This window comes from Streptomyces sp. NPDC088254 (assembly GCF_044740925.1).
Taxonomy (GTDB): Bacteria; Actinomycetota; Actinomycetes; order Streptomycetales; family Streptomycetaceae; genus Streptomyces.
Genome location: NZ_JBIURQ010000001.1, coordinates 1113059 through 1134180 on the forward strand (window position 1 = coordinate 1113059; position 21122 = coordinate 1134180).

The 21122-nt window shown below is 72.7% G+C and carries 17 protein-coding genes and 2 pseudogenes; 13 read left to right on the plus strand and 6 right to left on the minus strand.

Going from position 1 to position 21122, the window contains the following annotated elements:
• Window positions 1-171 precede the first annotated feature (171 nt).
• Window positions 172-1242 carry a zinc-dependent alcohol dehydrogenase family protein gene (locus tag ACIOC0_RS04850; RefSeq protein ID WP_402152476.1) on the plus strand — a complete coding sequence of 357 codons (1071 nt, stop codon included), beginning with the start codon at window positions 172-174 and terminating at the stop codon, window positions 1240-1242.
• Window positions 1243-1255: 13 nt separating this feature from the next.
• Here the strand turns inward: ACIOC0_RS04850 and ACIOC0_RS04855 are convergent, their stop codons facing one another.
• Together ACIOC0_RS04855 and ACIOC0_RS04860 are read right to left on the minus strand one after the other, a co-directional pair.
• Window positions 1256-2293 carry an SPFH domain-containing protein gene (locus ACIOC0_RS04855; RefSeq protein ID WP_402152478.1) on the minus strand — a complete coding sequence of 346 codons (1038 nt, stop codon included), beginning with the start codon at window positions 2291-2293 and terminating at the stop codon, window positions 1256-1258.
• A 4-nt stretch (window positions 2294-2297) separates the two neighbouring features.
• Window positions 2298-2729: an NfeD family protein gene (locus tag ACIOC0_RS04860; protein ID WP_402152480.1), complete on the minus strand. Its 432-nt coding sequence runs from the start codon at window positions 2727-2729 to the stop codon at window positions 2298-2300.
• A gap of 173 nt (window positions 2730-2902) precedes the next feature.
• Between ACIOC0_RS04860 and ACIOC0_RS04865 the strand changes: the two genes are divergently transcribed.
• Entirely contained in the window at window positions 2903-3745 is an 843-nt protein-coding gene (locus tag ACIOC0_RS04865) for an oxygenase MpaB family protein (RefSeq protein ID WP_402152481.1), read from the plus strand.
• A 12-nt stretch (window positions 3746-3757) separates the two neighbouring features.
• Here ACIOC0_RS04865 and ACIOC0_RS04870 read toward each other — a convergent pair whose 3' ends face one another.
• A complete protein-coding gene (locus ACIOC0_RS04870; RefSeq protein WP_402153216.1) occupies window positions 3758-4609 on the minus strand; it encodes an NUDIX domain-containing protein in 852 nt (283 codons plus the stop codon).
• A 153-nt stretch (window positions 4610-4762) separates the two neighbouring features.
• Window positions 4763-4936, minus strand: a pseudogene (locus tag ACIOC0_RS04875) (ATP-binding cassette domain-containing protein); the annotation flags it as partial.
• A gap of 1 nt (window position 4937) precedes the next feature.
• Between ACIOC0_RS04875 and ACIOC0_RS04880 the strand changes: the two are divergent.
• From ACIOC0_RS04880 to ACIOC0_RS04895, 4 genes and pseudogenes are all read left to right on the plus strand, one after another.
• Window positions 4938-5213 (plus strand): annotated as a pseudogene (locus ACIOC0_RS04880) (PPOX class F420-dependent oxidoreductase); the annotation flags it as partial.
• 59 nt (window positions 5214-5272) lie between these two features.
• Window positions 5273-6877 (plus strand): phytoene desaturase family protein, encoded by a 1605-nt coding sequence (locus ACIOC0_RS04885; protein ID WP_402152483.1) that lies wholly within the window; start codon window positions 5273-5275, stop codon window positions 6875-6877.
• 101 nt (window positions 6878-6978) lie between these two features.
• On the plus strand, window positions 6979-8088 hold the full coding sequence (locus tag ACIOC0_RS04890) for an NAD(P)H-dependent flavin oxidoreductase (protein WP_402152485.1): 1110 nt from the start codon (window positions 6979-6981) through the stop codon (window positions 8086-8088).
• A complete protein-coding gene (locus tag ACIOC0_RS04895; protein ID WP_402152487.1) occupies window positions 8085-9692 on the plus strand; it encodes an acyl-CoA synthetase in 1608 nt (535 codons plus the stop codon). Before ACIOC0_RS04890 ends, ACIOC0_RS04895 begins: the two co-directional genes overlap by 4 nt.
• 91 nt (window positions 9693-9783) lie before the next feature.
• Here ACIOC0_RS04895 and ACIOC0_RS04900 read toward each other — a convergent pair whose 3' ends face one another.
• Window positions 9784-12273, minus strand: coding sequence for a penicillin acylase family protein (locus ACIOC0_RS04900; RefSeq protein ID WP_402152489.1), 2490 nt, complete (start codon window positions 12271-12273; stop codon window positions 9784-9786).
• 155 nt (window positions 12274-12428) lie between these two features.
• Here ACIOC0_RS04900 and ACIOC0_RS04905 point away from each other — a divergent pair, with 155 nt between their 5' ends.
• Both ACIOC0_RS04905 and ACIOC0_RS04910 read left to right on the plus strand, forming a co-directional pair.
• The gene (locus ACIOC0_RS04905) at window positions 12429-13925 is read left to right on the plus strand and encodes an acyl-CoA synthetase (protein ID WP_402152491.1); all 1497 of its coding nucleotides are present in this window, start codon (window positions 12429-12431) and stop codon (window positions 13923-13925) included.
• A 75-nt stretch (window positions 13926-14000) separates the two neighbouring features.
• Window positions 14001-14849, plus strand: a complete 849-nt coding sequence (locus tag ACIOC0_RS04910; RefSeq protein WP_402152493.1) for an alpha/beta fold hydrolase — start codon at window positions 14001-14003, stop codon at window positions 14847-14849.
• Between the two features lie 48 nt (window positions 14850-14897).
• Here ACIOC0_RS04910 and ACIOC0_RS04915 read toward each other — a convergent pair whose 3' ends face one another.
• Window positions 14898-16508: an acyl-CoA synthetase gene (locus ACIOC0_RS04915; RefSeq protein ID WP_402152495.1), complete on the minus strand. Its 1611-nt coding sequence runs from the start codon at window positions 16506-16508 to the stop codon at window positions 14898-14900.
• Window positions 16509-16673: 165 nt separating this feature from the next.
• On the opposite strand from ACIOC0_RS04915, the gene ACIOC0_RS04920 reads away from it, so the two are divergent.
• The 5 genes from ACIOC0_RS04920 to ACIOC0_RS04940 all read left to right on the plus strand — a co-directional run bounded on the left by ACIOC0_RS04920 (window position 16674) and on the right by ACIOC0_RS04940 (window position 21007).
• On the plus strand, window positions 16674-17474 hold the full coding sequence (locus ACIOC0_RS04920; protein WP_402152497.1) for a crotonase/enoyl-CoA hydratase family protein: 801 nt from the start codon (window positions 16674-16676) through the stop codon (window positions 17472-17474).
• A gap of 9 nt (window positions 17475-17483) precedes the next feature.
• Window positions 17484-18434: a Zn-ribbon domain-containing OB-fold protein gene (locus ACIOC0_RS04925; RefSeq protein ID WP_402152499.1), complete on the plus strand. Its 951-nt coding sequence runs from the start codon at window positions 17484-17486 to the stop codon at window positions 18432-18434.
• On the plus strand, window positions 18431-19519 hold the full coding sequence (locus ACIOC0_RS04930) for a thiolase domain-containing protein (protein WP_402152501.1): 1089 nt from the start codon (window positions 18431-18433) through the stop codon (window positions 19517-19519). Before ACIOC0_RS04925 ends, ACIOC0_RS04930 begins: the two co-directional genes overlap by 4 nt.
• A complete protein-coding gene (locus ACIOC0_RS04935) occupies window positions 19516-20682 on the plus strand; it encodes a thiolase domain-containing protein (protein ID WP_402152503.1) in 1167 nt (388 codons plus the stop codon). Before ACIOC0_RS04930 ends, ACIOC0_RS04935 begins: the two co-directional genes overlap by 4 nt.
• A gap of 82 nt (window positions 20683-20764) precedes the next feature.
• Window positions 20765-21007 (plus strand): DUF397 domain-containing protein, encoded by a 243-nt coding sequence (locus tag ACIOC0_RS04940; protein WP_352248499.1) that lies wholly within the window; start codon window positions 20765-20767, stop codon window positions 21005-21007.
• Window positions 21008-21122 lie beyond the last annotated feature (115 nt).

A 21122-nucleotide genomic window follows, 5' to 3' on the forward strand; every position in this document is an offset into this window, starting at 1 on the left:
GCTCGGCGAGCACGGGAGGGAGCGGTCATGAACTCCGTGGCCGGCCGCCGCAGTTCGGGAGGGGCCGACAGGCGGGTGCCCGGGGGCCGGGGCCCGAGCGGAACTCCTCAGGACGGGACAAGCTGGATGTAGGGGGCATACCGTAACGGACCGCAAAGGATGAGGAAGATCATGAAAGGCTTCGTCTTCCACGGCCCCGGGCAGTCCGCCTGGGAGGACGTCCCGGACCCGGCCGTCAAGGAACCCACCGACGCGATCGTGCGGGTCGACGCCGTCACCGTCTGCGGCACGGATCTGCACATCCTCAAGGGCGACGTCCCCGAGGTGCGCCCGGGCACGGTCCTGGGCCACGAGGCCGTCGGCGAGATCATGGAGGTCGGCGGCGATGTGCGGACCGTGCGTCCGGGTGACCGGGTACTGGTGTCCTGCATCAGCTCCTGCGGTCGCTGCCGCTTCTGCCGGGAGGGCGTGTACGGCCAGTGCCGGGGCGGCGGGGGCTGGATCCTCGGCCACCTCGTCGACGGCACCCAGGCCGAGTACGTCCGCGTCCCCTTCGCCGACCTGTCCGTGCACGCACTGCCGGCGGCCGTGGAGAGCAAGGACGCGGTCCTGCTCGCGGACATCTTCCCGACGGCGTACGAGGTCGGCGTCCGCAACGGCCGCGTGGGCCCGGGCGACACCGTCGCCGTCGTCGGCGCCGGACCCATCGGCCTGGCGGCGATCGTCACGGCCCGTCTCCTCGCCCCCGAGCGGATCGTCGCCGTCGACCTCGCCGCGTCCCGGCTGGAGGCCGCCCGGCGGCTGGGCGCCGACGCCGTGGCCGACGCCGGCGAGGACCCGGAGCAGCTGATCGCCGACCTCACCGACGGGCTCGGCGCGGACGTGGTCATCGAGGCGGTCGGGGCGCCGGAGAGCTTCGAACTGTGCACGCGCATGGTCCGGCCCGGCGGCCACGTGGCCAACATCGGCGTCCACGGCCGGCCCGCGACGCTGCACCTGGAAGACCTGTGGATCAAGAACGTGACCATCACCACCGGGCTGGTGGACACGCACTCCACCCCGACCCTGCTGCGGATGGCCGCCGCCGGCCGGCTGCCCACCGGGCACCTGGTCACCCACGCCTTCCCGATGGAGTACATGGAGGAGGCGTACGACGTCTTCTCCCGGGCCGCCGACACCGGCGCCCTCAAGGTGGTGCTCGGCGGCCCACCGCACGACGAACTCGCCGTCGTCGCGGCCTGAGCCGGAGAGCGCGTCAACCGGTGCGCCGGCGAGGCGGTCGGCCCGGGGGCGAGGAGCCGTCGGCCTCGGCGGCGTCCGCCAGGGCTTCCGCCGCCGCCCGCGCCGCCTGGGCGGTGTCGTCGGCCGCCTGCGCGGCCATGTCGACCCGCGGGGGTTCGTCGAGGGTGGCCGGCGACGGCGGAAGGACTTCGCTGAACGCCTTCGACACACCGTGCAGCGCGGAAGTGATCTCGCTCGGGATGACCCAGAAGTTGTTGCCCGAGCCCTGCGCCAACTGGGGCAGGGCCTGGAGGTACTGGTAGGCGAGGAGCTTGGGGTCGGGGTCGTTGCGGTGGACGGCCTGGAAGACCTCGTCGATCGCCCGCGACTGGCCCTCCGCCTGGAGGATCGCGGCCGTCCTGTTCCCCTCCGCGCGCAGGACGGCTGCCTGCTTGTCGCCCTCGGCGGTGAGGATCTGCGATTGACGCTGCCCCTCCGCGCCCAGGATGGCGGCCCGCTTGTCCCGCTCGGCCCGCATCTGCTTCTGCATCGCCTCCTTGATGGACTGGGGAGGGTCGATGGCCTTGATCTCCACCCGGTTGACCCGCAGTCCCCACTTGCCGGTGGCCTCGTCGAGCACCCCACGCAACTGGCTGTTGATGGTGTCGCGGGAGGTCAGGGTCTTCTCCAGATCCATGGAGCCCACCACGTTGCGCAGGGTGGTGACGGTCAACTGCTCGACCGCCTGGAGGAAGTTGGCGATCTCGTAGAAGGCGGCGCGGGGATCGGTCACCTGGAAGTACAGGACGGTGTCGATCTCGACGACCAGGTTGTCCTCGGTGATCACCGGCTGCGGCCGGAAGGAGACCACCTGTTCGCGCAGGTCGATCAGCGCGTGCACTCGGTCGATGTAGGGGATGACGAGGTTCAGGCCGGGCGTGAGGGTCCGGTGGTAGCGGCCGAGCCGTTCGACGTTGCGGGCGCGCGCCTGAGGCACGATCCGCACCGCGCGGACGACGGTGAAGATCGCGAACAGCGCGACGAGCAGAGCGGCTATGAGAGACGCAGACATGGCTTCAGTCCCGGGGGTAGACGAACGCTGTCGTACCGCTGATCTCCATGACGTCGACGGTGGTCCCGGGCGCGATGACCAGAGTGTCGTCGTAGGAGCGAGCCGACCACTCCTCGCCGTCGATACGGATCCTGCCGCCCGTGCCCGTCACCTCCGACACCGCGAGGGCGGTCTTGCCGATCAGGGCGTCGATGCCGAAGCGCGGTCCCTGCGGCGGGAGCAGGTGGCGCAGCGCGACAGGGCGGACGAAGAGCAGGCTGACGGCGGCGACGAGGGCGTAGGCGACGAGTTGGAGCGCCGGCGGGAGGCCCGCCGCGGCCAGACCGGCGGTGACCAGCGCGGCAGCGCTCAGCATCCCGAGCGCGGCGGTGAGGGTGAAGATCTCCGCCACTGCCAGGACGGCCGCGATGATCAGCCATATCAGCCACGGATCCATGACGTGTCCGCTCTCACCAGGGTGCGGTGTGAGGAGGATGCGCCTGCGGCACGTGATACCGCAGGTTTTGTTCATATTTTATAGCTTTCGCCACGGTCGACGGACCGTGCCCCCTACCGGTGCGCGAGCCGCTGACCCTGTCGTCGACCGCAGGGCCTCGCCATACTGCCCCTATGACGGCCGACCCGGGGTTGTTCACCCCCGCGAGCGTGACGTGGCAGCTGCACGCCGACCCCATGATGTGGGTCGCCGGGATCCGCGCGCTCTACCTCCAGGCCCTGCACCCCCGTGCAGTGCGCGGGGTCATGGAGAACTCCGACTTCCGCGAGGACGCCTGGGGCCGGCTCATGCGCACCGCGAACTTCGTCGGCACCACCACCTACGGCACCACCGAGGCCGCCGAGAAGGCCGGTGCCCGCGTCCGCATGATCCACCGCATGCTCTCCGCGACCGACCCGGACACCGGCGAGCGGTACGGCGTCGACGCACCCGAGCTGCTGCTGTGGGTGCACTGCGCCGAGATCGACTCCTATCTGCACGTCCTGCGCCGCTCCGGCTACCCCCTCACCGACGCGGCCGCCGACCGCTACCTGGCCGAACACCGGGTGAGCGCCCGCCTGGTGGGCCTCGACCCCGACGCGGTGCCCGCCGACCGGGCGGACATGGCGGCCTATTTCGAGAAGGTGCGCCCCGAACTCGCCGCCGGCGCCGACGCCCGCGCGGTCGACGACTTCCTGCTCCGCCCGCCGGTGCACCCGCTGCTCGTCCCGGCCCGCGCCCTGCTGTGGCGGCACGTGGCGCGTCTGGCCTACGACTCCCTTCCGCCGTACGCCCACGAGCTGTACGGCAGAAGCGCCCCGCACCCGGCCGCCGTCACCCGGCGGCTGCGCGCGACCGGCGCTCTCCTGCGCGCCGTACCGGCACGCGTGCGATGGCAGTTGCCGCCCAAGCACGTCCTGCGCGCCATGGCCCGCCTCGGCCCCGACGCCCGCCCCGCACCGGGCAGAGCCGGGTGACCGGCCCAGCCGTCACCTCCAGCCCGACTCCGTGTACAACCGCCCGCCTCGGATGCCGTCGAGTGCCGCCCGGGTGTAGTCGACCAGCGGTTCCGGCAGCGCGTCGAGGGGCCACCAGTCCCAGCTGACGCACTTGTCGGGCTCCAGCACCCGGGGCTCACCCTCCCATTTCCTTGCCCGGAAGACGAGTTGGAGGCGCGGCCGGGTGCCCGGCGTGTGCTGGAGATGGACCATGTGCGCGAACTCGACGTCCTCCGGAGCGATCACCAGTCCGGCTTCCTCCCGGGCCTCCCGGATCAGACAGGACACCGCCGACTCCCGCTCGCAGTGTCCGGCCAGGAAGTGGTGCTCCAGGGGCGCGAAGGCGGAGTCGGGGTGGCGCAGGCCCAGCAGGACCTCGCCGTCGCGCTCCAGAAGGAGGTGCACGCCGACGATGTTCGCCACCGCACCCGCGCCGTGCGTGCGCTGCGGCGGGACCGGCGCGCCGTCGGCCCGGTGCCGGGCGAGCACCTTCGCCGCCCACGGCGCCATCGTCAGCCGGGCGGTCGTCGCGAGGTCGAAGAAGGCGAACATGATCCCCTCGGTCACCGCCAGCCGCGACGGGTCGCCATCCCAACTGCCCAGGAAGACCCGGGTGTTCTCGATGACGGTGAAGGGCGTCAAGCCGTCGGCGACGATCCCCGCCTCCTCCATGAGCTCTCGTGCGACGCCCTCCCGCGGTGTCTCGTCCCCCTCCAGTGCGCCGCCCGGCAGCGACCAGACACCGGGGTCGAAGATCGGCTTGTGCGCGTCGCGCAGATGGAGCAGGTACTGCCCGCGCCGGTTCACCAGGAGTGCCGCGGTATGAGTGGGCTCGGTGTCCATGCTGTCCCCTTTCGTTCGCGCGTGCGCGCCTCGCACGGGCCGGGCAGCTCCTTGAGAAGTCGCGGGCCTCGGACGGCACTTGAGGTCATGGTGATCGTATGCGAGCGGAGACGAGCGCCGGCGGCAGATGAACCGGCAGCTACGGCTCCGTCGATCAAGCAGCAGCAGGTCGACCGGCTCGGTCACCAGCCGGGCGAGTTCGATGCGCCGCCGCTGCCCGCAGGACAGGTCCTGCACCCGATGCCGGAGGTCATCCGGGCTGAACAGCCCGAGGGAGAGCAGTGCCTGGGTGTGTTCGTCGACGTCGCCGACCCGTCCGCTGCTGAACGTCAAGGTCGGGCATCTGCGGCGCGACCCGCGTGTGGCGCTCCATGTGCAGGGTGGCGACGTGTGGTCGTTCGCCGTCGCCGAAGGCGAGGCCGAGGTCTCCGAGATCACGACGGTTCCCGGCGATGCGGTCGGTCGGGAACTGCTCGCGATGATCCCGCAGGCTGCGAAGCCGGAGAACGAGGACGCGTTTTTGGAGCAGTTGGTCGCCGAGCGCCGAGTGGTCATCCGGTTGAAGGTGGACAGGCTGTACGGAACGGCACTCGACATCAGCGGCTGGGACGAAGCGGGCGTGCACCCCTGGCCGTCCTTGATCGCCTCGTGTTACCAAGAACCATGCCTGCTCACGAGGGACCCGATCACGCTCCGCGTCACGACCGCCGTGCCTACGACGCCGTCATCGTCGGCGGCGGGCACAACGGGCTGGTCGCCGCCGCCTATCTGGCGCGGGCCGGGCGGTCCGTGCTGGTGCTGGAACGGCTCGGGCGCACCGGCGGCGCCGCCGTCTCCACCCGCCCGTTCGCCGGGGTGGACGCCCGGCTGTCGCGCTACTCCTACCTGGTCAGCCTGCTGCCGCGGAAGATCGTCCGCGACCTCGGCCTGGACTTCCGCGTCCAGAGCCGCACGATCTCCTCGTACACGCCCGTGGAACGGGGCGGGCGGCCGACCGGGCTGCTCGTGGGCGGCGGCGAGGAGCGCACCCGGGAGGCGTTCGCCCGCCTGACCGGCGGCGAGCGGGAGTTCGCGGCCTGGCAGCGCTTCTACGGCATGACCGCGCGCGTCGCCGAACGGGTCTTCCCGACGCTCACCGAACCGCTGCCCACCCGGGAGGAGCTGCGCCGGCGCGTCGACGACGAGGAGGCCTGGCGGGTGCTCTTCGAGGAGCCGGTCGGCACGGCGATCGAGGAGCGCTTCTCGGACGACCTGGTGCGGGGCGTCGTCCTGACCGACGCGCTGATCGGCACCTTCGCCGACGCCCACGACCCCTCCCTCAAGCAGAACCGCTGCTTCCTCTACCACGTGATCGGCGGCGGCACCGGCGCCTGGGACGTGCCCGTCGGCGGCATGGGCGCCCTCACCGACGCCCTCGCGAACGCCGCCCGGAACGCGGGCGCCGTCATCGCCACCGGCCACGAGGCCGTGAGGATCACCGCCGACGGCCGCAGCGCCGAGGTCGCCTACCGCAGCGCCGACGGCGAGGGCGTCGTCGCCGCCCGGCACGTCCTGGTCAACGCCTCCCCACAGGTGCTCGCGGCCCTCACCGGCGACGAGCCGCCCGCCCCCGCCGAGGGCGCCCAGCTCAAGGTGAACATGCTGCTCAAGCGGCTGCCCCGGCTGCGGGACACCGCCGTTGACCCGCGTGAGGCCTTCGCCGGCACCTTCCACATCGCCGAGGGCTACGAGCAGCTCGCCGCCGCCCACGCCCAGGCCGCCGCCGGTTCGCTGCCGGCCGCGCCGCCGTCCGAGATCTACTGCCACTCCCTGACCGACCCCGGCATCCTCGGCCCCGACCTGGTCGCGCGGGGCTACCAGACGCTGACGCTGTTCGGACTGCACACCCCGGCCCGCCTCTTCGCCCGGGACAACGACGCCGTCCGCGAGGAACTGCTCAGGGCCACCCTCGCCCAGCTCGACGCCCACCTCGCCGAACCGCTCGCCGACTGCGTGGCCACCGACGCCGAGGGCCGCCCCTGCATCGAGGCGAAGACCCCGCTGGACCTCGAACACGACCTCGGTCTGCCCGGCGGCAACATCTTCCACCGGGAACTCTCCTGGCCCTACGCCCAGGAGGGCGCCGGCCGCTGGGGCGTGGCGACCCGGCACGCCAACGTCCTGCTGTGCGGCGCGGGCGCGGTGCGCGGGGGAGGGGTGAGCGGGGTCCCTGGGCACAACGCGGCGATGGCCGTGCTGGAGGGGGGACCGGACCAGGGAGGGGACTGACGCATCGCAGGGGCCGGGGCGGCGGACCGGTCCGAACAGAAATCTGACGGAGCATCAGAAAAGCTCTTCCGTCGTCCGGGCGGCTGCGGCATCCTGCGCCCATGCAGACGGAGCTGAGCAACCAACTCGGAGTCGAGCACGCCGTCTTCGGCTTCACGCCGTTCCCCGCCGTTGCCGCGGCCATCAGCCGCGCGGGCGGTTTCGGCGTGCTCGGCGCGGTCCGCTACACCGCCCCCGACGACCTCAAACGCGACCTCGACTGGATCGAGGCGCACGTCGGCGGCCGCCCTTACGGCCTGGACGTCGTCATGCCGGCGAAGAAGGTCGAAGGCGTCACCGAGGCCGACGTCGAGGCGATGATCCCCGATGGGCACCGGCAGTTCGTGCGGGAGACCCTCGCCAAGTACGGGGTGCCCGAACTGCCCGAGGGCGAGGCGTCCGGGTGGCGCATCACCGGCTGGATGGAGCAGGTCGCCCGCAGCCAGCTCGACGTGGCCTTCGACTACCCGATCCGGCTGCTGGCCAACGCCCTCGGCTCCCCGCCCGCCGACGTCGTGGCCCGCGCGCACGAACGGGACGTGCTGGTCGCCGCGCTCGCCGGCAGCGCCCGGCACGCGGAGAAACACAGGGACGCCGGGATCGACGTCGTCGTCGCCCAGGGCTACGAAGCCGGCGGCCACACCGGCGAGATCGCGTCCATGGTGCTCACCCCCGAGGTCGTCGACGCCGTCGCCCCGCTGCCCGTGCTCGCCGCCGGAGGCATCGGCAGCGGCCGGCAGATCGCCGCCGCCCTCGCCCTCGGCGCGCAGGGCGTCTGGCTCGGCTCGCTCTGGCTCACCACCGCCGAGGCCGACCTGCACTCGCCCGCGCTCACCCGCAAGCTCCTCGCGGCCGGCTCCGGCGACACCGTCCGCTCCCGCGCTCTGACCGGCAAGCCCGCGCGTCAGCTCCGCACCGACTGGACCGACGCCTGGGACGCCACGGACGGACCCGGCACCCTCCCGATGCCCCTCCAGGGACTGCTGGTCGCCGACGCCGTCTCGCGCATCCAGAAGTACGAGGTCGACCCCCTGCTCGGCACGCCGGTCGGCCAGATCGTCGGGCGGATGAACGAGGTCCGCAGCGTGCGGGCCGTCTTCGACGACCTCACCCGCGGTTTCGAGCAGGCCGTCGACCGCGTGAACCGCATCGCCGGAGGGAGCGGCCAGTGACGAACACACCGAACACGCCGAACACAACGACCACGCCGAAGGCACCGGGTACGCCGAGCGCGCCCCCCGCCGGCTTCTGGGCGCAGGCCGCCGCCGACCCCGACCGCGTCGTCCTGATCGCGCCGGACGGCGAGGAACGGACCGCCGGGCAGCTGCACTCCGACGCCAACCGCCTCGTGCACGGTCTGCGCGCGGCCGGCCTCGAACGCGGCGACGCCTTCGCCGTCGTCCTGCCCAACTCGACGGAGTTCCTCACCGCCTACCTCGCGGCCACCCAGGCCGGGTTCTACCTCGTCCCCGTCAACCACCATCTGGTCGGCCCCGAGATCGCCTGGATCGTCTCCGACTCCGGCGCCAAGGTCCTTCTGACCCACGAGCGTCACGGTGAGCAGGCCGCCCGCGCCGCCGACGAGGCCGGCCTGCCCGCCGGCCACCGGTACGCCGTAGGCGAGGTCGACGGCTTCCGCCCGTACGCCGAACTCCTCGCCGGGCAACCGGAGTCGGCGCCCGCCGACCGCACGCTCGGCTGGGTGATGAACTACACCTCGGGCACGACCGGCCGCCCGCGCGGCATCCGCCGTCCGCTGCCCGGCAAGCCCCCCGAGGAGGCGTACCTCGGCGGCTTCCTCGGCATCTTCGGCGTCCGGCCCTTCGACGACAACGTGCACCTCGTCTGCTCGCCGCTGTACCACACGGCGGTCCTCCAGTTCGCGGGCGCGTCCCTGCACATCGGCCACCGTCTCGTCGTCATGGACAAGTGGACCCCCGAGGAGATGCTCCGCCTCATCGACGCCCACCGCTGCACCCACACGCACATGGTCCCCACCCAGTTCCACCGCCTCCTGGCACTCCCGGAGGAGGTGCGCGCGCGGTACGACGTCTCGTCCATGCGGCACGCCATCCACGGCGCCGCGCCCTGCCCGGACCATGTGAAGCGGGCGATGATCGACTGGTGGGGCGACTGCGTGGAGGAGTACTACGCGGCCAGCGAGGGCGGCGGCGCCTTCGCCACCGCGGAGGACTGGCTGAAGAAGCCGGGCACGGTCGGCAAGGCCTGGCCCATCAGCGAACTCGCGATCTTCGACGACGACGGCGAGCGGCTGCCGCCCGGCCGGCTCGGCACCGTGTACATGAAGATGACCACGGGCGGCTTCAGCTACCACAAGGACGAGGACAAGACCCGCAAGAACCGCATCGGCGACTTCTTCACCGTCGGCGACCTCGGCTGCCTCGACGAGGACGGCTACCTCTTCCTCCGCGACCGCAAGATCGACCTGATCATCTCGGGCGGCGTCAACATCTACCCCGCCGAGATCGAGTCCGCCCTCCTCGCCCATCCCGCCGTCGCCGACGCGGCCGCCTTCGGCATCCCGCACGACGACTGGGGCGAGGAGGTCAAGGCGGTCGTCGAACCGGCCCCCGGGCACGAACCCGGCCCGGCCCTAGCCGCCGCCCTGCTCGCCCACTGCGCCGAACGCCTCGCCGGCTACAAGCGCCCCAAGACGGTCGACTTCATCACCGAGATGCCCCGCGACCCCAACGGGAAGCTCTACAAGCGCCGCCTGCGCGAGCCGTACTGGGAGGGCCGTGACAAGGCCGTCTGAGACACCCCCGGCCGTCACGGGGCGGTACGACGCGGGGTGATCCCTCCGGGCCGGGGGCGGGCGCCGTGCTCCGCCCGCCCCCGGCCCGGGGTCAGCGGCGTTCTCCCGCCCACACCACCTTCAGCGCCGGCGAGCGCAGGATGTCCCGCTCGCAGAACCGGGACGTCACCCACTTCTGCGCCGAGAACAGCCGGGTCTGGTCGGCGTGATGCCGCGAGGTGGGGTTCGACGACTGGGAGTACGTCAGCAGCGTCCGGGCCACCGGGCAGCGGCTGCCGTCCCAGCCGACGGCCTGGATGTAGCTGGAGCCGGTCGACACCTCGGTGTAGCCGCCGCCGGCCGGATTCCACACCGCCTCGACCTTGTTCCACACGCCGAGCCCCTCGGTGCCGCCCGGCACAGGGACGCGCTGTCCGCCGCGTACGACGAACTGGTGGTCGCCGAGCGGGGCGTCGAGCGGGATGCGCGCCGCGCGCAGTTCGGCGACCGCGTCCGCGAGAGCCGAAGTGAAGGCGGGCGAGCCGGTGTTCAGCGTGTTGGGGGTGCGGACCGGGTCGGCAGCCGAGAACGGGACCTTCCACTGCTGGGCCGCCGGGAACTTCCGCCAGAAGCGGTCGAAGAGCAGCGCGCCCCGGCTGGCGGGGTCGGTGGTGCGGTCCCAGGCGGCCAGCACCGCGCACGCCTCGCCCACGTCGACCGTCCTGCCGTCGCTGCCGGTCGCCGTGCCGCCCGGCAGCGACGCGCACGCCTTCGCAGCGTCGGCCGCGGCCAGATCGCCGGCCGGCGCCCGGTCGGCGTACTGCTGCCGCTGCAGGTCCGCCACGGTGAGACCGCCGCGCCGGGCCAGCGCCGCGGCGTCCTCGATGGCGCCCCTGGTACGCAGCGAGCGGACGGTGCCCGTCGTGCCGAAGACGCGTTCGTGGCCCGTGAGCGGCCGGTCCGCGTTGGCGAGCCAGGCGCTGTCGTTGGAGTTCTCCGCGTACGGGGCGTCGGTCAGCGTGGGCAGCTTCGCCGGTCCGAAGACGCCCGGCTCGACCGCGTCGGCGTCACGGCCGAGCGCGCAGTCGCCGCGCGAGCCGTCGAGGACCGCCACCCCGGACGCCGGATAGGTCGCCCTGCCGAGCGGGGTGGAGCAGCGCTGGGCCAGCTCGTCGGTGATACGGGGCAGCACCTGGGACTGGGTGAACAGGGTGTGGCCGCCGGAGTCGGCGGCGACGGTGTTCACCCACGGCAGGCCCTGGGTGCGGCGCAGCGAGGCCAGCACGTCGGCCGTGCCGCGGGCCGTGCTGAAGCCGAGGGCGGTGTCGGAGGCGCGCAGGTTGGTGGCGTTGGGGTCGTTGAGCGCGTAGGCGGTGGTGGTGCTCCAGGGCAGCGGCAGCGCGGGCCCGAGACCGGTGACGACCGGGCCGTACCGCGTCCACCACTGCGTGCGGGTCACCGGCGGCCCGTCCTGCACGGGGACGGTCACGGTCCGCCGCGTCATGCGCTCGGACGAGCCGTCGACCAGGTACGCCGTCGGGTCGGCCGGATCCAGCGTCAGCTGGTGCAGGTTGAGGGGGACGCCGGTGGCCACGGTGTGGCTCCAGGCGACGCGGTCGTTGTGCCCGATGGACACGGTCGGCGTGCCGAGCAGCGAGGCGCCCGCGACGTTCAGCCGGCCCGGGATGGTCTGCTGGGACTGCCAGAAGCGGCGGCCGCCCCGCCAGGGGTAGTGCGGGTTGCCGAGCAGCAGGCCGCGGCCGTTCGCCGTGGTCGCGCCGCTGAAGGCGACCGCGTTGGAGCCCATGTCGGCGGTGTCGGCGGCGAAGAGCTCGGCGGCGGCGCGGCCGGCGGCTCCGGCGTCGGGCACCGCGGCGGACGGGGCGGTGCCGGGGGCGGTGGGCGGCTGGGCTGCGGTGATGCCGTCGACCGTGCGGCCCTGACCGCCGAGGACGGCGAGCGCGTAGCCGCGCGCGGCCACGTCGAGCGTGGTGATCGGACGCACCCACGCGGCGCCCTTGCACGCCGGGTCGGTGACCCGGTTCTGCCGCAGCCAGGCGTTGTACCCGGCGGCGAAGCCCCGCATCAGGTCCTTGGCGGCACGGCTCGGGCCGGCGGGGGCGGGCCGGGCGAGCAGGCGCTCCACCGTGCCCGCCTCCCGCACCCCGCGGAAGTACAGGTCGCTGGAGAGGTTCCGGGCGGCCGAGGAGAGCGAGGAGTCGGGCGCCGCGTCGGCGCCGAAGTACCGTGACCGTTCCCCGCGCACGGTCACGAAACCGTCGGCGAGCACGCATATCTGGTCGGCGGCCTGCGCCCACCCGGTGCCGAAGCCGAGGCTCGCGTGGTCGCGCGCGAGGATGTGCGGGATGCCGTACTCGGTGTAGCGGATGACGGCGGACAGACCGCCCGAGGAGTGGCGTTCCGGCCGGTCCGGCGCGGCCTTCCGCTCGGCCGCCGACGCCGGCAGGGCCGCGGTGGCGGTGAGCAGTGCGACGGCGGCGACGGCGAGCCGTCCGGCTCGGGAGCGGGTGAACGGTCTCGCGCGGGCGCGGGGCGATCGCTTCGCACGCGTGTGAGCCGGACGCTTCGTACGGATACGCATGGTGCCTCCCAACAGCGTTGAGGGAAAGGGCGGTTGAGCGTACCAACGGGTATGTCCGGTGTCAGTGCGTCCTGCCGGGCCACGACCGGGTCCGGCCGGACGCCGGCCGCGCCGCGACTTGACCCGTCCCGGCCGCCGTCCGAGGATCTTGTGCCATGACCCCCGGACACGGCAGTACCGTCGACGGCGTGCTGCGGCGCAGCGCCCGCCGTACCCCGGCACGCGTCGCGGTCGAGTACCGCGACCGCACCTGGACCTACGAGGAACTCGACGATGCGGTCTCCCGCGCGGCGAGCGTCCTGCTCGGCCGGGGCCTCGCCCCCGGCGACCGGGTGGCGGCCTACGGCCACAACTCCGACGCCTACCTCGTCGGCTTCCTGGCCTGCGCCCGCGCCGGGCTGGTGCACGTCCCCGTCAACCAGAACCTCACCGGCGACGACCTCGCCTACATCCTCGGCCAGTCGGGCAGCTCCCTGGTCCTCGCCGACCCCGACCTCGCCGGCCGGCTCCCCGACGGCGTCCCCACCCTGCCCCTGCGCGACGCCGACGGCTCGCTGCTCGCCCGGCTCGCCGAGGCCGCCCCGTACGACGGCCCCGAACCGCGCACCGAGGACCTGGTCCAGCTGCTGTACACCTCCGGCACGACGGCCCTGCCCAAGGGCGCGATGATGACCCACCGCGCCCTGGTGCACGAGTACCTCAGCGCGATCACCGCCCTCGACCTGAGCGCCGGCGACCGCCCCGCGCACGCGCTGCCGCTCTACCACTCGGCGCAGATGCACGTGTTCCTGCTGCCCTACCTCGCCACCGGCGCGACGAACGTCATCCTCGACGCGCCGGACGGCGACACGCTCCTCGACCTCGTCGAAGCCGGCCGCGTCGACAGCCTCTTCGCCCCGCCCACCGTGTGGATCGCCCTCACCAACCGCCCCGACTTCGCCGACCGCGACCTCGGCGGGCTGCGCAAGGCCTACTACGGGGCGTCGATCATGCCCGTGCCCGTGCTGGAGCGGCTGCGTGAGCGCCTGCCCGAGCTCGCCCTCTACAACTGCTTCGGCCAGAGCGAGATCGGCCCGCTCGCCACCGTGCTGGCCCCCGAGGAGCACAAGGGCCGCCTGGACTCGTGCGGACGGACCGTGCTCTTCGTCGACGCGCGCGTGGTCGACGACAAGGGCGATGACGTCCCCGACGGCGAGCCCGGCGAGATCGTCTACCGCTCCCCGCAGCTCTGCGAGGGCTACTGGGACAAGCCCGAGGAGACCTCGGCGGCCTTCCGTGACGGCTGGTTCCACTCCGGGGACCTCGCCGTGCGCGACGCCCACGGCTACTTCACGATCGTCGACCGGGTGAAGGACGTCATCAACTCCGGTGGCGTGCTGGTCGCTTCACGACAGGTCGAGGACGCGCTGTACACGCACGAGGCGGTCGCCGAGGCCGCGGTGATCGGGCTGCCCGACGAGAAGTGGATCGAGGCGGTCACCGCGGTCGTGGTCGCGCGCGGCGAGGTCACCGAGGACGAACTGGTCGCCCACGCCAAGGAGCAGCTGCCCGCCTTCAAGGCGCCCAAGCGGGTGCTGTTCGTGGACGAACTCCCGCGCAACGCCAGCGGCAAGATCCTCAAGCGTGAACTCCGTGAACGGTTCGCCCGGTGACGGGTGAGACCGTTCCGACCGGCGTGCCGCACAACCGCGTTGCGCGCGGACCGCGCGTGCGGTGAAGATCGGCGCATGCCGACCTTCACCGCGTCCGACGGAACCGAACTCGCCTACCACGTCCGTGGCGAGGGCGAGCCGCTCGTCGTCCTGCCCGGCGGCCCCATGCAGGCTTCGCAGTACCTGGGGGACCTGGGCGGACTCACCGCACACCGCCGGCTGATCCTGCTCGACCTGCGCGGCACCGGCGACTCCGCCGTCCCGGCGGACCCGGCGACCTACCGCTGCGACCGGCAGACCGACGACGTGGAGGCGCTCCGCGTCCGGCTGGGGCTGGACCGGATGGACGTGCTCGGCCACTCCGCGGGCGGCAACCTCGCCCTGCTGTACGCGGCCCGGCACCCCCGGCGGGTGGCCCGGCTGGCGCTCGTCACTGTCGTCCCCTGGGCCCTGGGCCGGCCGGCCACGCCCGAGGAACGGCTGGCGGCGGCGCTGCTGCGCAAGGACGAGCCGTGGTTCGCGGCCGTCTTCCCGGCGTTCCGGGCCTGGCTCGCGGGCGAGGAGGTGACCGACGAGGAGTTCGCGGAGTTCGGCGGCTTCTTCTACGGCCGCTGGGACGACACCGCCCGCGCCCACGCGGCCGGCATGGAGGCGCGGGCCAACGTCGAGGCGGAGGAGCGCTTCCACGGGCCCGGCGCCTACGACCCGCCCGCACTGCGCGCCGCCCTCGCCGAGGTGACCGCCCCCGCACTCGTCCTCGCCGGCGGCGCCGACGGCGGGCCGTGCCCCGCAGCCGCCCGCCTCCTCGCCGACGCCCTGCCGAACGCCGAACTCGCCGTCCAGCCCGGTGCCGGCCACTACCCGTGGCTGGACGACTCGCGATGGTTCACCCGTCGTACGGCCGCCTTCCTGAACGCCCCCTAAGCGCCCACCGCGCCGGCGGGCCGGCCGCAGCCCCGCGTCCGTCGGCGCTCAGTGGTCCGACGCCGCTGCCACGTCACGGGCCCAGCGGTAGTCCGCCTTGCCGCTGGGGGAGCGGCGGATGGCCTCCGTGATGACCAACTGGCGGGGGATCTTGTAGCCGGCGAGACGGGTGCGGCAGTGGGTCTGGATGTCCTCCAGTGAGGGCGACCGCGCGCCTCCGCGCAGCTGCACCACGGCCGCCACGTGGTTGCCCCACGTCGGGTCGGGGACGCCGGCGACCAGGGCGTCGTACACGTCCGGGTGGGCTTTGAGCGCCTGCTCGACCTCCTCCGGGTACACCTTCTCGCCGCCGGTGTTGATGCACTGCGAGCCACGGCCGAGGACGACGACCACGCCGTCCGCGTCGACGGTGGCCATGTCGCCGAGGAGCACCCAGCGCTCCCCGTCCTTCTCGAAGAACGTCTCGGCCGATTTGACCGGGTCGTTGTAGTAGCCCAGCGGGACGTGCCCGCGCTGCGCGACCCGGCCCACCTCACCGGCCGCGACCGGCTCGTGTGTCACCGGATCGACCACCTGCGTACGGGAGTTGACGCGGACGCGAAAACCCCGCTCGGGACCGGAGTCGTCCGTCGCCGTGCCGTTGAAACCGGACTCCGAGGAGCCGAAGTTGTTCAGCAGCATCGCGTTCGGCATCAGCGCCCGGAACTGGCGGCGGACCGTGTCCGACATGATCGCCCCGGACGAGGAGACGTTGAAGACCGACGAGCAGTCCACGCCCTTCATCGGCCCCTCCAGCGCGTCGATCAGCGGCCTGAGCATCGCGTCGCCGACCAGGGAGATGCTGGTGACCTTCTCCTTCTCGATCGTCCGCAGCACCTCCTCGGGTGCGAACTTGCGGTGGATGACGACGCGTTGACCGAAGTTGAAGCCGATGAACGCGGTCAGTGTGGACGTGCCGTGCATCAGCGGGGGAGTGGGGAAGAAGGTGATCCCCGACCCGCCCGCCGCCACCCGCTCGGCGAGCTCCTGCGGCTTCCTGACCGGCTCACCGGTCGGCGCGCCGCCGCCCAACCCCGCGAAGAACAAGTCCTCCTGACGCCACATCACACCCTTCGGGAGCCCGGTCGTGCCCCCGGTGTAGATGATGAACTGGTCGTCCCCGGAGCGCTCCGGGAACCCCCGCTCGGCGGAGCCGCCCGCCTCGGCCTCCGCGAACGGCACGGCGGCGAGCCCGCCCACCGCCTCGCCCACCCGGATCAGATGACGCAGCGCCGGGGTCTGCGGCAGCGCCCCCGCCACCCGGGGGGCGAACTCCGCGTCGAAGACGAGGGCGACCAGGTCCGCGTCCCGGTAGAGATAGACCAACTCCTCCTCGACGTACCGGTAGTTGACGTTGACCGGCACGATCCGCGCCTTCAGGCAGCCGAGCACCGTCTGCAGGTACTCGACGCCGTTGTAGAGGTGCAGCCCGAGGTGTTCGCCGGGGCGTATCCCGCTGTCGAGGAGATGGTGACCGATGCGGTTGGCCGCCGCGTCCAGCTCGGCGTACGTCAGCCGGCGCTCCGCGCCCGTGCCCGGATGGTCCACGTAGACGAGCGCCTCACGCTCCGGCACCACGTCGGCCACCGACTCGAACAGGTCGGCAAGGTTGTACTCCACCGCTCCTCCTGACCTCGCTGCCCCTCGTTCGCCGGTCATCAGAGCAAAGGGCGCGGCAAGTGGGAAGGGCCCGCGCCAATAAATCTGACTGTGTGTCAGAAAACCCTTGAAGTGCCTCACGGCCTCCTGCAACCTGTTCTCGTTCTGTCAGAGGGGAGATGGGTGATGGGCGGTACGGAACACCTCACCGTGCGGCGCGAGGGCGCCACACTCGTGCTCACGCTCAACCGGCCCGAAGCGAAGAACGCGCTCTCGATCGCGCTGCTCGTCGGCCTGTACGACGGCTGGCTGGAGGCCGACGCGGACGACACGATCCGCTCGATCGTCCTCACCGGCGCCGGCGGCTCGTTCTGCGCCGGGATGGACCTCAAGGCCCTCGCCGGCAAGGGCATGGAAGGGGAACGGTACCGCGACCGGCTCAAGGCCGACCCGGACCTGCACTGGAAGGCGATGCTGCGCCACCACCGCCCCCGCAAGCCCGTGATCGCCGCCGTGGAGGGCCACTGCGTGGCGGGCGGCACCGAGATGCTCCAGGGCACCGACATCCGCGTCGCGGGGGAGTCGGCGACCTTCGGCCTCTTCGAGGTCAGGCGCGGCCTGTTCCCGATCGGCGGCTCCACCGTCCGCCTCCAGCGCCAGATCCCACGCACCCACGCCCTGGAGATGCTGCTCACCGGACGCCCGTACAGCGCCCGCGAGGCAGCGGACATCGGACTCGTCGGCCACGTCGTCCCCGACGGCACGGCCCTCACCAAGGCCCTGGAGATCGCCGAACAGATCAACGCCTGCGGCCCGCTCGCCGTCGAGGCCGTCAAGGCGTCGGTGTACGACACCGCCGAGATGAGCGAGACGGACGGCCTCGCCGCCGAACTCGCCCGCGGCTGGCCCGTCTTCGACACGGCGGACGCCAGGGAAGGCGCCCGCGCCTTCGCCGAGAAGCGACCGCCCGTCTACCAGCGCGCCTGAGGAGTCCCCGTGCCCGAAGTGCTCAAAGCGCCCCTAGTCGTCGAGTTCCCCTTCACCCGCTCCCTCGGCCCCGTCCAGAGCGCCTTCCTGACCGGCCTGCGCGAACGCGTCGTCCTCGGAGTGCGCACCACCGACGGCCGCACCCTCGTCCCACCCGTCGAGTACGACCCCGTCACCGCCGAGGAGATCGGCGACCTCGTGGAAGTAGCCCCCACCGGCACGGTCACCACCTGGGCCTGGAACCACGAGCCCCGCCGAGGCCAGCCCCTCGGCACCCCCTTCGCCTGGGCCCTCGTCCGCCTCGACGGCGCCGACACCGCCCTGCTGCACGCCCTGGACGCCCCGGGGCCCGACGCCGTCCACACCGGCATGCGCGTACGGATCCGCTGGGCCGAGGACCGCACCGGCGCCATCACCGACATCGCCTGCTTCGAGCCGTACGACGGCGAAGCGGCCGAACCCGACGGCCACACGGGCGAGTTCGACGACCGGGTCACCGGCGTCGTCGCCCACGCCCGCCTCGACTACACCTACTCCCCGGGCCGCGCCCAGAGCGCCTACATCGCCGCGCTCTCCGAGCGCCGCACCGTCGGGGAACGCTGCCCCTCCTGCCGCAAGGTGTACGTACCGCCCCGCGGCGCCTGCCCCACCTGCGGCGTCCCCACCGCCGAACAGGTCGAGGTCGGCCCCCGCGGCACCGTCACCACCTTCTGCATCGTCAACATCAAAGCTGCGCACACAGCGAATCTGGACATCGAAGTCCCCTACGTCTACGCCCACATCGCCCTCGACGGCGCCGGCCTCGCCCTGCACGGACGCATCGGCGGCATCCCCTACGACCAGGTGCGCATGGGCCTGCGCGTCGAACCCGTGTGGACGGACGGTGCCCGCTACCCCGACCACTACCGGCCCACCGGCGAACCCGACGCGGACTACGACGCCTACAAGGAGCTGCTATGACCCCCTCGGACGCGGCCGTCCCCGAGGAAGCGCCCGGCGTCCGCGACATCGCCGTCGTCGCCTTCGCCCAGACCGACGTCCTGCGCACCACCGACGAGCTGTCCGAAGTCGAGATGCTCATGCCGGTCCTGCACGAGGTCCTGGACCGCACCGGCCTGAAGACCGCCGACATCGGCTTCACCTGCTCCGGCTCCAGCGACTACCTCGCCGGCCGCGCCTTCTCCTTCACCCTCGCCCTCGACGGCGTCGGAGCCTGGCCCCCGATCTCCGAGTCCCACGTCGAGATGGACGGCGCGTGGGCCCTGTACGAGGCCTGGACCAAGCTGCTCACCGGCGACGCGGACACCGCCCTCGTCTACTCCTACGGCAAGTCCTCGCCCGGCTCGCTGCGCGACGTCCTCACCCGCCAGCTCGACCCGTACTACGTCGCTCCCCTGTGGCCCGACTCCGTCGCCCTCGCCGCCCTCCAGGCCCAGGCCCTGATCGACGCCGGCGACGCCGACGAACCGGCCCTCGCCGAGATCGGCGCCCGCAACCGGCGCGCCGCCACCCTCAACCGCCACGCGCAGTCCAGGGGTTCGGCCCCCCACGGCGACTACGTCGTACGGCCCCTGCGCACCGGCGACTGCCCGCCCGTCGGCGACGGCGCCGCCGCCGTGATCCTCGCGGCCGGCGACCGGGCCCGCGAACTGTGCTCCCGGCCCGCCTGGATCCGCGGCGTCGACCACCGCACCGAGGCCCACTCCCTGGGCGTGCGCGACCTCACCGACTCGCCCTCGGCCCGCCTCGCCGCCGAACGCGCCGGCGCCTTCGAACGCCCCGTCGACACAGCCGAGTTGCACGCGCCGTTCACCTCCCAGGAGATCGTCCTGCGCAAGGCGCTGCGCCTCGACGACAGCGTCCGCGTCAACCTCTCCGGCGGCGCCCTGGCCGCCAACCCGATGATGGCCGCCGGACTCGTCCGCATCGGCGAGGCCGCCGCCCGCATCCACCGCGGCGAGTCCGACCGCGCCCTCGCCCACGCCACCTCCGGCCCGTGCCTGCAGCAGAACCTGGTCGCCGTACTCGAAGGGGATCCGCGATGAGCAAGGAACCCGTGGCCGTCGTCGGCATCGGACAGACCAAGCACGTCGCCGCCCGACGGGACGTCTCCATCGCCGGGCTGGTCCGCGAGGCCGCCCGACGCGCCCTCGACGACGCCGAGTTGACCTGGGCCGACATCGACGCCGTCGTCATCGGCAAGGCGCCCGACTTCTTCGAGGGCGTCATGATGCCGGAGCTGTACCTCGCCGACGCCCTCGGCGCCGTCGGCAAACCCATGCTGCGCGTCCACACGGCCGGCTCGGTCGGAGGATCCACCGCGCTGGTCGCCGCGAACCTCGTCGCCGCCCGCGTCCACACCACCGTGCTGACCCTGGCCTTCGAGAAGCAGTCCGAGTCCAACGCCATGTGGGGGCTGTCCCTGCCGATCCCCTTCCAGCAGCCCCTCCTCGCCGGCGCCGGCGGTTTCTTCGCCCCCCACGTGCGCGCGTACATGCGGCGCAGCGGCGCGCCCGACAGCATCGGCTCCCTCGTCGCCTACAAGGACCGCCGCAACGCCCTCAAGAACCCCTGGGCCCACCTCCACGAACACGACATCACCCTGGAGAAGGTCCAGGCATCCCCCATGCTGTGGGACCCGATCCGCTACTCCGAGACCTGCCCCTCCTCCGACGGCGCCTGCGCCATGGTCCTCACCGACCGCGCCGGGGCCGCCCGTTCGCCACGGCCGCCCGCATGGATGCTCGGCGGCGCGATGCGCAGTGAACCGACGCTCTTCGCCGGCAAGGACTTCGTCTCCCCGCGGGCGGGCCGCGACTGCGCCGCCGACGTCTACCGCCAGGCCGGCGTCAGCGACCCGCGCCGTGACATCGACGCCGCGGAGATCTACGTACCGTTCTCCTGGTACGAGCCCATGTGGCTGGAGAACCTCGGCTTCGCCGACGAGGGCGAGGGCTGGAAGCTCACCGAGGCCGGCGTGACCGAGCTCGACGGCGACCTGCCCGTCAACATGTCGGGCGGCGTGCTCTCCACCAACCCCATCGGCGCCTCCGGCATGATCCGCTTCGCCGAGGCGGCGCTCCAGGTGCGCGGCCAGGCGGGCGAGCACCAGGTGGACGGGGCGAGGAAGGTCCTCGGCCACGCCTACGGCGGCGGCTCGCAGTTCTTCTCCATGTGGCTCGTGGGGGCGCGGCCGCCCGTGTCCTGAAAGGTCCCCCGCAGGTGCTCTGTCGGGGTCGGTGACCGGTCGCTAGGCTGGCCGCGGACGACGAACCGGGAGGAGCACGGACGTGGCCGAGAGCACCATCCAACAGCAGCCGTTCGCGAGCTGGGACAAGCCGGAGCTGGACCTCAGCAGGGCCGAGTGGCAGTCCAGCAGCCGGGGCCGGGGGGATGTCCAGATCGCCTTCGTCGAGGGGTTCGTCGCGATGCGCAACAGCGGCCGCCCCGAGAGCCCGTCCCTGATCTTCACCCCCGCCGAGTGGGGCGCGTTCGTGTCGGGGGCCCGGGAAGGGGAGTTCGACCTCACCTGAGCGAGCCCGGCGGCCCCGCCGAGCCGTGTCGAAAGCCGCCCCCCCGGACCCGCCGCGACGGGCCGAACCGGCGGTGTTCCGCCGTCAATTCCGGACACGCGACCCACGCGACCCC

Coding starts and splice junctions, on each gene's coding strand:
- ACIOC0_RS04890 (WP_402152485.1), top strand. CDS start 6,979: ATGCAGACGGAGCTGAGCAACCAACTCGGAGTCGAGCACGCCGTCTTC.
- ACIOC0_RS04860 (WP_402152480.1), bottom strand. CDS start 2,729: ATGGATCCGTGGCTGATATGGCTGATCATCGCGGCCGTCCTGGCAGTG.
- ACIOC0_RS04935 (WP_402152503.1), top strand. CDS start 19,516: ATGAGCAAGGAACCCGTGGCCGTCGTCGGCATCGGACAGACCAAGCAC.
- ACIOC0_RS04865 (WP_402152481.1), top strand. CDS start 2,903: ATGACGGCCGACCCGGGGTTGTTCACCCCCGCGAGCGTGACGTGGCAG.
- ACIOC0_RS04900 (WP_402152489.1), bottom strand. CDS start 12,273: ATGCGTATCCGTACGAAGCGTCCGGCTCACACGCGTGCGAAGCGATCG.
- ACIOC0_RS04850 (WP_402152476.1), top strand. CDS start 172: ATGAAAGGCTTCGTCTTCCACGGCCCCGGGCAGTCCGCCTGGGAGGAC.
- ACIOC0_RS04905 (WP_402152491.1), top strand. CDS start 12,429: ATGACCCCCGGACACGGCAGTACCGTCGACGGCGTGCTGCGGCGCAGC.
- ACIOC0_RS04930 (WP_402152501.1), top strand. CDS start 18,431: ATGACCCCCTCGGACGCGGCCGTCCCCGAGGAAGCGCCCGGCGTCCGC.
- ACIOC0_RS04920 (WP_402152497.1), top strand. CDS start 16,674: ATGGGCGGTACGGAACACCTCACCGTGCGGCGCGAGGGCGCCACACTC.
- ACIOC0_RS04910 (WP_402152493.1), top strand. CDS start 14,001: ATGCCGACCTTCACCGCGTCCGACGGAACCGAACTCGCCTACCACGTC.
- ACIOC0_RS04870 (WP_402153216.1), bottom strand. CDS start 4,609: ATGGACACCGAGCCCACTCATACCGCGGCACTCCTGGTGAACCGGCGC.
- ACIOC0_RS04885 (WP_402152483.1), top strand. CDS start 5,273: ATGCCTGCTCACGAGGGACCCGATCACGCTCCGCGTCACGACCGCCGT.
- ACIOC0_RS04855 (WP_402152478.1), bottom strand. CDS start 2,293: ATGTCTGCGTCTCTCATAGCCGCTCTGCTCGTCGCGCTGTTCGCGATC.